The sequence below is a fragment of the Actinomadura sp. RB99 genome, from assembly GCF_014706005.1.
Lineage (GTDB): Bacteria > Actinomycetota > Actinomycetes > Streptosporangiales > Streptosporangiaceae > Spirillospora.
On the sequence record NZ_JABMCA010000099.1, the window covers coordinates 18,002 to 27,910 of the forward strand.

Annotated in this window: 9 protein-coding genes; 5 read left to right on the plus strand and 4 right to left on the minus strand. The window is 73.2% G+C overall.

The window, feature by feature from the left end; genetic code table 11:
• Positions 1 to 973: HAMP domain-containing protein (locus tag amrb99_RS52040; RefSeq protein WP_241756535.1), on the minus strand; the 973-nt coding region annotated here is incomplete at its 3' end.
• 321 nt (positions 974 to 1,294) lie between these two features.
• Here amrb99_RS52040 and amrb99_RS45035 point away from each other — a divergent pair.
• The 3 genes from amrb99_RS45035 to amrb99_RS45045 all read left to right on the plus strand — a co-directional run bounded on the left by amrb99_RS45035 (position 1,295) and on the right by amrb99_RS45045 (position 4,391).
• The gene (locus amrb99_RS45035) at positions 1,295 to 3,568 is read left to right on the plus strand and encodes a SpoIIE family protein phosphatase (RefSeq protein WP_190868236.1); all 2,274 of its coding nucleotides are present in this window, start codon (positions 1,295 to 1,297) and stop codon (positions 3,566 to 3,568) included.
• Between the two features lie 43 nt (positions 3,569 to 3,611).
• On the plus strand, positions 3,612 to 3,938 hold the full coding sequence (locus amrb99_RS45040) for an STAS domain-containing protein (RefSeq protein WP_194737746.1): 327 nt from the start codon (positions 3,612 to 3,614) through the stop codon (positions 3,936 to 3,938).
• A gap of 84 nt (positions 3,939 to 4,022) precedes the next feature.
• On the plus strand, positions 4,023 to 4,391 hold the full coding sequence (locus tag amrb99_RS45045; RefSeq protein WP_067469847.1) for an ATP-binding protein: 369 nt from the start codon (positions 4,023 to 4,025) through the stop codon (positions 4,389 to 4,391).
• A gap of 127 nt (positions 4,392 to 4,518) precedes the next feature.
• On the opposite strand, the gene amrb99_RS45050 is transcribed toward amrb99_RS45045, so the two are convergent.
• Together amrb99_RS45050 and amrb99_RS45055 are read right to left on the minus strand one after the other, a co-directional pair.
• A complete protein-coding gene (locus amrb99_RS45050) occupies positions 4,519 to 5,868 on the minus strand; it encodes a 3-deoxy-7-phosphoheptulonate synthase class II (protein ID WP_347257135.1) in 1,350 nt (449 codons plus the stop codon).
• Positions 5,869 to 6,040: 172 nt separating this feature from the next.
• Entirely contained in the window at positions 6,041 to 7,069 is a 1,029-nt protein-coding gene (locus amrb99_RS45055) for a sigma-70 family RNA polymerase sigma factor (RefSeq protein ID WP_241756536.1), read from the minus strand.
• Positions 7,070 to 7,200: 131 nt separating this feature from the next.
• Here amrb99_RS45055 and trxA point away from each other — a divergent pair, with 131 nt between their 5' ends.
• Together trxA and amrb99_RS45065 are read left to right on the plus strand one after the other, a co-directional pair.
• Positions 7,201 to 7,554 carry a thioredoxin gene (trxA, locus tag amrb99_RS45060; protein WP_190868239.1) on the plus strand — a complete coding sequence of 118 codons (354 nt, stop codon included), beginning with the start codon at positions 7,201 to 7,203 and terminating at the stop codon, positions 7,552 to 7,554.
• A 127-nt stretch (positions 7,555 to 7,681) separates the two neighbouring features.
• Positions 7,682 to 8,521: a putative RNA methyltransferase gene (locus amrb99_RS45065; RefSeq protein ID WP_190868240.1), complete on the plus strand. Its 840-nt coding sequence runs from the start codon at positions 7,682 to 7,684 to the stop codon at positions 8,519 to 8,521.
• Here amrb99_RS45065 and amrb99_RS45070 read toward each other — a convergent pair.
• The gene (locus amrb99_RS45070; protein WP_347257136.1) at positions 8,459 to 9,232 is read right to left on the minus strand and encodes a hypothetical protein; all 774 of its coding nucleotides are present in this window, start codon (positions 9,230 to 9,232) and stop codon (positions 8,459 to 8,461) included. The genes amrb99_RS45065 and amrb99_RS45070 overlap by 63 nt on opposite strands.
• Positions 9,233 to 9,909 lie beyond the last annotated feature (677 nt).

Here is a 9,909-nt window from a genome sequence, read left to right on the forward strand (position 1 = left end):
TCTTGCCCAGGTCGCCCTCGGCGACGGCCGTGGTGACCTGCGCGATGTTGCGGACCTGGTAGGTCAGGTTGTTCGCCATCGCGTTGACGTTGTCGGTCAGGTTCTTCCAGACGCCGCTGACGCCCCGCACGTTCGCCTGGCCGCCGAGCCGGCCCTCGGTGCCGACCTCGCGGGCGACGCGGGTGACCTCGTCGGCGAACGCCGACAGCTGGTCCACCATCTGGTTCACGGTGAGCTTCAGCTCCTGAAGCTCACCGGTCGCCTCGACCGTGACCTTGCGGGTCAGGTCGCCCTGCGCCACCGCCGTCGTGACCTCGGCGATGTCGCGGACCTGCGACGTCAGCCGCGCCGCCATCACGTTCACCGACGCCGTCACGTCCCGCCAGCGGCCGGTCATGCCGCGCGACGGGGCCTGGCCGCCGAGCCGGCCCTCCGTGCCGACCTCCCGGGCGAACTGGGTGACCTCCCAGGTGAACTGGTCCAGCAGCTCGACCATGCCGTTCACCGACTTGGCCATCCGCAGCAGCTCGCCGCGCATGGGCCGGCCGCGCACCCGCAGCTCCACCCGCTGGCTCAGGTCGCCGGCCGCCACCGCCTCCACCACCCGGTGCATCCCGGTGGCCAGGTCGGTGAGCTTGTCGATGATCGCGTTCGCGTCCTCCACCGCCGACGCCCACGACCCCCGCAGGCTCCCCGGCGTCAGCCGCCCGCGCAGCTGCCCCTCGCGGCCGATCTCGCGCCGCACCCGGGCCAGCCCGGACGCCACCTCATGCCCGTTCTGCCGGATCTCGTCCAGTATCGCCCCGGCCTCCGCGACGGCGCCCTCGCCGGGCACGTCCAGCTCGGCCGCCGTCCGGCCGTCCCGGACGGCGGCCAGCGCCTTCAACAGCGGCGCGAGATCGGCGTCGCTGTAACGCGGAGTGGTGTCGCGAGACCCGCCCGCGGGGCGGGCACGGGACGCTGTACGCGGCATTGTTCCTCTTCCTCCTGGCCCGCGGTCGCCGGGTGCCCGGCGCGGCGGGCCGGTCTTTCCGGACCGCCTCCCGGCCGCACCAGTACTCTACGTTGCCGCCCGTTCCAGAGCCCGAATCGCTCGCTCACGAGTGACAAGCGGCATAGGTCATGGATCGGGGGCCGTAGTCTTCGTGTTACGGTCTGTCGTGTTGTGACGGAGCGCCGGACACCGAGGTCAGAGGCATCGCAAGGCCCCGGTTCGGCACTCTCGTGGCCGGGTGGCCGCACGGTCTGCCACGATGGCCAGACCCGGTAAGAGGCTTCGAACGAGGGACGGCAGTTGGATCGGCAGACGGCGTCGGCGACCTTCCCGTCCGCCGCCGCGGCGGTGGCGGACGCGCGCCGCTTCGTCCGCAAGGTGCTCGCCGACTGGGGCATGGACGAGGCCGCCGACGACGCGGTCCTGGCCACCAGCGAGCTGGCCACCAACGCGGTCGCCTACGCCGGCACGTCCTTCGAGGTGTCCTGCCGCCTGGAGGGCGGCGACATCGAGATCGAGGTCCGCGACCGCCACCCCACCCGCGGGATCGAGATGCCGGGCGTCACCGCCTCCAGCGGCCGCGGCCTGCCGTCGATCGCCCGGCTGGCCGCCTCCTGGGGCGTCTCCTACGACCGCCGCACCAAGGGCGTCTGGTTCCGGCTGCCCCGTCCCGGCGCCGACGAGGAAGGCGCCGAGCCGGGCACGTCCGACGACACCGCCGCGGAGGCGGAGCCGACTCCCGGCATCGCCCGCGCGGAACGGGCCGCACGCGGCTTCGCCGGCCTCGACACGGCCGCCGAGGCCGGGCTCGAGCCCGGCGTCCCCGGCGCCCAGCCCCGCGACGACCGGCTCGGCGGCGAGCGCCTCGACGCCGACGGCATGGGCGAGACGCCCGCCGCCGGCGACCGGCTGCTGCGCTCCCCGGCCGCGGTGGAGGCCATGGAGGACGCCGTCGCGGCCGTCCGCGAGGTGCTCGGCGCCGACGGCGCGGCCGTCCTGCTGACCGAGCGCGACGGACGCCTGATCATGGGCGCGTCCGGCGGCACGGCCGCGGAGATGCCGCTCGGCGGCCTGACGGTGGGCGGCCTCGCCCCCGCCGTCCGCGCCGGCTCGCCCTGGGTGGCCCCCGACGCCGCCGACCCGGCCGCCGCCGCGCTGCGGGCCGGCTCGCTGGCAGCCGCCCCGCTGGAGTCGCAGGGTCGCCTCACCGGCCTGCTGGTGGCCGTCTCATCGGCCCCCGGCCGGTTCGAGGAGGCCGACGGCGCCCGCCTCGGCCGCCTCGCCGACGAGATCTCGCTGTCCCTGGAGAAGGCCAGGGTGGGGGAGCTGGAACGGTCCTGGCGCGGCTGGCTCAGCTTCGTCGCCGAGGCCAGCGACCTGCTCGCCGGCACCCTCGACCAGGAACGGACGATGGCGCTGGTCGCCCAGCTCGTCGTGCCCCGGCTCGCCACCTGGTGCGCCGTCTACACCGTCACCGAGGCCGAGCCGGCGCGGCTCGCCTACGTCTGGCACGCCGACGAGACCCGCGCCGACGGCCTGCGCGACCTGCTCGACCAGGCCAGCTCCGCCCCGCCGATGGACGCCCCCGGCCCCTGGAACGGCCTGGCCGGCGCACCGGAGGACGTCCGCGCCGCCGCCGGCGACACCGCCGACGACCAGGTCTACGCGTTCCCGCTGATCGCCCGGGGCCGCCGCATCGGCAGCATCGTCATCGGCCGCCCCGCCGGCGACCGGTTCCAGCGCAGCGCCATCGAACTGGCCGAGGAGCTCAGCCGCCGCGCCGCCCTCGCCGTCGACAACGCCCGCCTGTTCTCCGCCCAGACCGCCATGAGCAGCGCCCTGCAGCGCAGCCTGCTCCCGCCCGGCATCCCGGAGATCCCCGGCCTGGAGGTCGCGGTCGTGTACGAGCCGGCGGGGGAGGGCAGCGAGGTCGGCGGCGACTTCTACGACGTGTTCGAGTCCGGGGTCCGGCCCGGCGCCCCGCAGACCCCGTCCCGCTGGCGGTTCGCGATCGGCGACGTGTGCGGCACCGGGCCGGAGGCCGCCGCCGTCACCGGCCTGGCCCGGCACGCGCTGCGCATCCTGGCCGCCGAGGACATGTCGGTGCCGGGCGTCCTCGCCCGCCTCAACCGGCTGATCCTGGGCGAGGGCGAGCGCGGGCGGCTGCTCACCCTGCTGCACGGCGAGATCGCGGCGCGCCGCCGCCGCGACGGCGTCACGATCAGGCTGACGAGCGCGGGGCACCCGCCCCCGCTGGTGCTCGACCCCGAGGGCGGCGTCCGCGAGGCCGCCACCCCCCAGCCGCTGCTCGGCGTGTTCGACGGTGTGGAGTTCCACACCGACACCCTCGAGCTGCGCCGCGGCGAGGTGCTGCTGTGCGTGACCGACGGGGTCACCGAGCGGCGCTCGGGCAACCGGCTGCTCGGCGACGGCCACGGGCTGGAGCGGCTGCTGGCCGGCTGCACCGGGCTGAGCGCAGGGGCCGTCGCCGCCCGCATCCAGCGAGCGGTGCGCGATTTCGGCCCCGAACCCTCGAACGACGACGTTGCCCTCATCGTTCTGCGGGCGTCATGATGGAGACCAACAATCGGTAAGGTGGGGTGGCGTGGGGCTTGCCTTGCACACGACACGACAGGACGGCCGTGCGACGATCGCCGCGCGCGGCTCCATAGACCTGCACTCCTCCGACGAGCTACGGGCCCGGCTGGCCGAACTCGTGGACGCCGGTGAGCGCGTGGTCGTGGTCGATCTCACCGCCGTCGACTTCTGCGACTCGTCCGGCCTCAACGTCCTCGTCCGCGCGTACAAGCACGCCCGGGCGCAGAACGCCACGCTGACGGTCACCGGCGCTTACGGCCGGGTGGAGAACGTGCTGCGCACGACCGGCCTCGACCGCTTCCTGATCGAGGGTCCGGCGGAGGAGGCGCCCGCCGATGGACGCTGAGACCGCGCCGCCCGGATCCGGGCGGCCCCACCGGACGGGACGGCACACGATGCGGAACGGCGAGCGGGCGGAGTGACCGACCCGATGACCGAGACCACGCTGCGCGCGGCCCCGCAGACGGAGGCCGTCGAGTACGCGCGCCGCCTCGCCGCCCGTACCATGCGCACCTGGGCGCTCATGGAGCGCGAAGAGCTCGTGACCGCGATCGTCGCCGAACTGGTCGCCAACGCCGTCCGGCATGCCGGGACGGCGCTGGAGCTGCGCCTGCTGCGCGGCACCGGGCGCGTCCGGGTCGAGGTCCGCGACCGCGCCGCCCAGCTGCCCCGGCTGACCGTCCCCGGCCCCCTCGACGAGTCCCACCGCGGCCTGTTCATCGTCGACCGGTTCGCCACCTCGTGGGGCGCCGACCCGGTCACCGGCGGCAAGGTCGTCTGGGCCGAGGTCAGCATCTGACACGGCCTCCGGGGCCGTCCGTCCCGATTCGAGGATCGTTCGTCGCACCGCCGGCCGGGGGCACCCGGACATGAGAACGGCGCGTCCCGCCCCTGAGAGGCGGGACGCGCCGTGCCCGGACCGCTCGTCAGGACGACTTGCGGTACAGCTCCGCGACCATGAACGCCAGGTCCAGCGACTGGCCGCGGTTGAGCCGCGGGTCGCAGGCCGTCTCGTAGCGCTGGTGCAGATCGTCCTCCGCCAGCCCGTGGCCGCCGCCCGTGCACTCGGTCACGTCGTCGCCGGTGAACTCGATGTGGATGCCGCCCGGGTGCGTGCCGAGCGCCCGGTGCACCTCGAAGAAGCCGGCGACCTCGTCCAGCACGTCGTCCAGCCGCCGCGTCTTGTGCCCGCTCGGCGCCTCGTAGGTGTTGCCGTGCATCGGGTCGCAGATCCACGCGACCGGCGCGCCGCTCTGGTCCACCTTCTCGATCAGCGGCGGCAGCGCGTCCCGAATCCGGCCCGCGCCCATCCGGGTGATGAAGGTCAGCCGGCCGGGCTCCCGCTCCGGGTTCAGCGTGTCGATCAGCGCCAGCGCGTCGTCGGCGGTGGTCGTGGGCCCGAGCTTCACCCCGATCGGGTTGCGGATGTGCCGCAGGAACTCCACGTGCGCGCCGTCCAGCTGCCGGGTCCGCTCGCCGATCCACAGGAAGTGGCTGGACACGTCGTAGGGCAGGCCGCTGAGGTGGTCGATCCGGGTCAGCGCCCGCTCGTACTCCAGCAGCAGCGCCTCGTGGCTGGAGTAGAACTCCACGCTGTGGAACTCGTCCGGGCTCACCCCGCACGCCTTCATGAACGTCAGCGCCCGGTCGATCTCCCCGGCGAGCTGCTCGTACCGGCGGCCCGAGGGGCTCGTCGCCACGAAGTCCTGGTTCCAGGCGTGCACCTGCCGCAGGTCGGCGTAGCCGCCCTTGGTGAACGCCCGGCACAGGTTCAGCGTCACCGCCGAGCAGTGGTAGGCGCGCAGCAGCCGGTGCGGGTCGTTGCGGCGGGACTCGGCGTCGAACGCGAAGCCGTTCACCGCGTCGCCCCGGTAGGCGGGCAGCTCCACGCCGCCGCGCACCTCCGACGGCTTCGAGCGCGGCTTGGCGAACTGCCCCGCCATCCGGCCGATCTTCACGACCGGCACGCTGGCGGCGTACGTGAGCACCACCGCCATCTGCAGCAGCGTCTTGAGCTTGTTCTTGACCGCGTCGGCGTTCGACCCCTCGAACGTCTCCGCGCAGTCGCCGCCCTGCAGGACGAACGCCTCGCCGCGCGCGACCTCCGCGAGACGGGCCTTGAGCTGGTCGCACTCGCCCGCGAACACGAGCGGCGGCTGGGCGGCGAGTTCGGCGGCGACGGCGCGGACCTCGGCCGGGTCGTCCCAATCGGGCTGCTGCAGTGCGGGGAGGTCGCGCCAGGCGTCGAGCGCCCCCGAGACGCTGGAAGTACTCACGCGCAAAGGGTATCGGGCGGTGCGCGCGCTCGATGCCCCGTCCGGGCCCCCTAGACCGCTCCAGGACGGCCCGCGGTCGCTGCCGATGCCCAAGAGAACGCCGACCTGGCGGCCTCGAGGCCGCCAGGCCGGCGGATCACGCATGATGTTCGGTTGTCGGGCCGCGACAGAGTCAGGCCGCGCGGCTCCCCGCGCCGGCCCGTACGGGCTCCCGCGTCGCGTGCGGCGCGTGGGACGCATGGGGCGCTCCCGCCAGGGCACGGCGCCCGCTCAGGTCCGTCTCGGTCGCCAGCTGGCGCAGCCGCCGCAGCGAACGGTCGGTGATCTGCCGCACCCGGTTGTGGCTCAGGCCGTACCGGGCGCCGATCTGCGCGTAGGACAGCGGCTGGCCGTTGTCCATCCCGAAACGGGCCCGCAGGATCGCCGACTCCCGCTCAGGCAGCCGGTCCAGCAGCCGGCCCAGGCCCTCCAGGTCGTCCAGCGCCAGGATCTCCGCCTCGGGCGTCACCGCCTCCGGGTCCTCCAGCAGATCGCCCATGGGCGTCTCGCCGGCGTCGTCGACGGTCGCGTCCAGGCTTGCCGGGTCGCGCCGCCAGCGCAGCAGCTCGTCGACGTGCTCGGGTTCCGCCCCCAGCGCCCCGGCGAGCTCGTCACGGTTCGGTTCGCGGCCGAGTTCGCGGCCGAGCTGCCGCTCGGCGCGCCGCAGCCGGGAAAGCTCCTCCTCCACGTGGACGGGCAGCCGGATCGTGCGGGCCGTGTGGCTGAGCCCGCGCCCGATCGCCTGCCTGATCCACCAGGTCGCATATGTGGAGAACTTGAAGCCGCGCCGGTAGTCGAACTTCTCCACCGCGCGCATCAACCCCAGGTTCCCCTCTTGAATGAGGTCTATGAGGGGCAACGAGTCGGTCGGGTACTTCCGGGCGATCGAGACGACCAGCCGCAGGTTGGCCTCGACGAAGCGCTGCTTGGCGCGCAGCCCCGCCGCGACCAGGTCCTCCAGCTCCTCGCGGGACGCGCCCGCGGGCGTGCGTCCCTCCTCGAGCAGCTGTTCGGCGTACAGGCCCCCTTCGATCGCCTTGGCCAGATCGACCTCCTCCTGCGCGTCGAGCAGGGGAGTACGGCCGATCCGGTCGAGGTACGCTCCGACAAGATCCTTGTCGGTGACGTCGACCCTGTCGCCCTTGGTACGGGTTGCAGCCATCCTGACCCTTCTCCGGTGCGATCTCCCTATGAGGTCAACGCTAATTACCGTCCTGTGATTCCCGAGTGCGGAATACTGCGAGGCTGGCAGCCGCTCTACCGTCCTGATACCCCGGCAGAGGAGAAACCGACATGGCGACCGTCACACTCACCGCCGAGAACTTCGACGAGGTGGCCCAAGGGGACGGCATCGTGCTGGTCGACTTCTGGGCGGAGTGGTGCGGCCCGTGCAAGCGGTTCGCGCCCGTCTTCGAGAAGTCCGCGGACAAGCACGACGACATCGTTTTCGGCAAGGTCGACACCGAGGCCCAGCCCGAGCTGTCCGAGCGCTTCGGGATCGCCTCGATCCCCACGCTGATGGCCATCCGCGACGGAGTGATCGTCTTCGCGGAGCCGGGCGCGCTGCCGGAGTCCGTGCTGGAGAACGTGATCGAGCAGGTCCGGGCCCTCGACATGGAGGACGTCCGCCGCCGCGCCGACACCTGAGCCTCCGCAATGCCCCGCCCGCACCGGGTTGCGGGCAGGGGACGGGCAGCCGTCACGGGCGCGGCAGGATGGCAAAGATGCGCCCCGCGGCGCCCGACGCGGCCCGCCGATGGACGATGATGGACGGATGCTCGCCGATGTCGTCCCGTACCTGGTGTGCCCCGTCTGCGGAGGGGATCTGGCGTTGGCGGAGCGGGGACTGCTCTGCGCGTCCGGGCACGCGTTCGACATCGCGCGGCAGGGCTACGCGAATCTGCTGCCGGGAAACGCGCGGCCCGGCACCGCGGACACGCCCGAGATGGTGCGCGCCCGCGCCGAGTTCCTCGGCGCCGGCCATTTCGACGCGCTCGCCGCGCGGTTGGCCGGGAGCGTCGGGAGATCGTTGGACGGGCATTGCCTGGTCCTGGACGCCGGCGCGGGCACCGGCCATTACCTGGCCCGCATCCTGGACCGAGCACCCGACGCGGCCGGCCTCGCCCTGGACATCTCCAAGCACGCCGCCCGCCGCGCCGCGAAGGCGCATCCGCGCGCCGGCGCGGTCGTCGCGGACCTGTGGCGTCCCCTTCCGGTGCGCGACGGCGCGGCGGCGACCGTCGTGAACGTGTTCGCCCCCCGCAACGCCGCCGAGTTCCATCGCGTCCTGAGCCCGGAGGGTCTGCTCTTCACGGTGACGCCATCGCCCCGGCATCTCGGCACCCTCGTGGAGTCGCTCGGGCTGCTGTCGATCGACGAGCGCAAGACCGAGCGGATGGACGCGGCCCTGGCCGGCTACTTCAAGTTCGATTCGCGGCAGCAGATCGAGGGCGAGGCCGTCCTCACGCATGAGGAGACCGCGACGCTCGTGGGCATGGGGCCCAGCGCGCATCACGTGCCGGCGGACCGGCTGTGGGAACGGCTCAGGCCGCTACCGGATCCGCTGCCAGTTCCGCTTTCCTTCGTGCTGTCGGTCTACCGCCGGCTCGAATAGCCGTCCGCGGGGACGGGCCGGTTCCTGCTGAGCGAGTTCGAGCAGCGCCTGGGGGATCTCACCGGGCGTGGTCACCTCCCGCACACCGGGGACGTCCGCGGCATCGAAGCTGAACGACGCCGACACCGAGCGGGCGGTACCGCTGAGCAGCACCCGCTGGAGGGCCTGCCCGGCGCGGAGCCACTCGGTGCGGCCGTCCCCGCCGGTGGTCAGGACGGCGCGCTGCGCGCTCCCGTCCGGGGAGGTCGGAAGCGGGTGGAGCGCGGCGCCCTCCAACCGCGCCGCCTCGCGGAGCTCGTTGAGGACGTGCGCCGACGGGCGTTCACCGGCCGGCGATGCCGTGGCGGACAGCGGGCGGAGCGTGGCGGCGCAGAGCAGCCGCTCCTCCCGCGTCACCCGATGCCGTCCCGCGAGGCGGACGGTGGCGAGGAGCGCGGGGCGGCCCGCGTCGGGAAGCAGCCGCACCACGGCCTCGTGACCGAGCTGGGCGGCGGTGAGCCGCAGGTTCACCAGCGCGGCCCCGCTCGCCAGGTGCAGGGCCCGGCCCGCCGGATCGCGCAGCGGCCTGAACCGGTCCGGGTCGGCGTGCAGCTCGATGAGGCCCGCGGCGACCTTGAACCGCCAGGCGTGCACGTCATGGACCGTCGGTCCCATCGTCGCGGCGACCACCAGGCGCTCCGCCGAGGCGCGGACGGTTGCGGGGACACTCACGGGCGTTCCTCCTCACCTCGGCCGGCATCGGGGACCGGCCGAACCGGGGACCGGCCGCCGCTCCGCCGGAACGGCCGGACGGGCGAGCGACTCGGGACTGCGAACGGTACCGCACTGTGACCCGGTCCACTAAGGGTGGGAAAAGGGAGGTCAACGGGCCTGACGGGGATGGCCGGAAGGGGGTGGGGGCCGGGACCGGAGCGCTTTGATTTGACGGTCTTCCGGGGGCGTCCTAATGTCTCTCTCGCCCCAAGGGATGCGGGACGCCGAGAGGCGGACGGCCCGGGGAACCAGGACTCGGAAAAACGGTTCGGGCATCGCCCGGGCTGATGTACGATGACTGGGTCAGCCCGAGACGGGATGCAGGACGCCGCAAGGTGGCCGGCCCGGAGGGCGCCTCCTGATGAACGATCATGACGGACCTTCGGTCTGTCCCGGTCGTGACGCGCGGAGGACTAGGAACTTCCTCGACCGTCAAAAAGATCTTCACCGGTCAGCTTGACACCGAGGATGAACCTGGTAAGTTAGAATGGTTGCCCCGGAGCGGGGCTTGCGAGAGCGGGTCCGGCGCGGTGGGTGTCCGTTTCTTGAGAACTCAACAGCGTGTTAAAAGCCAGTGCCTTTATCGACCTGGCCGGTTCGGCCGGGTCGCCCCGTGCCATCTCTTCGGGGGTGGT

Excerpts from the sequence above, each read along its gene's own strand:
- amrb99_RS45045 (WP_067469847.1), top strand. The coding sequence starts at position 4,023 with ATGACCGAGACCACGCTGCGCGCGGCCCCGCAGACGGAGGCCGTCGAG.
- amrb99_RS45065 (WP_190868240.1), top strand. The coding sequence starts at position 7,682 with ATGCTCGCCGATGTCGTCCCGTACCTGGTGTGCCCCGTCTGCGGAGGG.
- amrb99_RS45055 (WP_241756536.1), bottom strand. The coding sequence starts at position 7,069 with ATGGCTGCAACCCGTACCAAGGGCGACAGGGTCGACGTCACCGACAAG.
- trxA (WP_190868239.1), top strand. The coding sequence starts at position 7,201 with ATGGCGACCGTCACACTCACCGCCGAGAACTTCGACGAGGTGGCCCAA.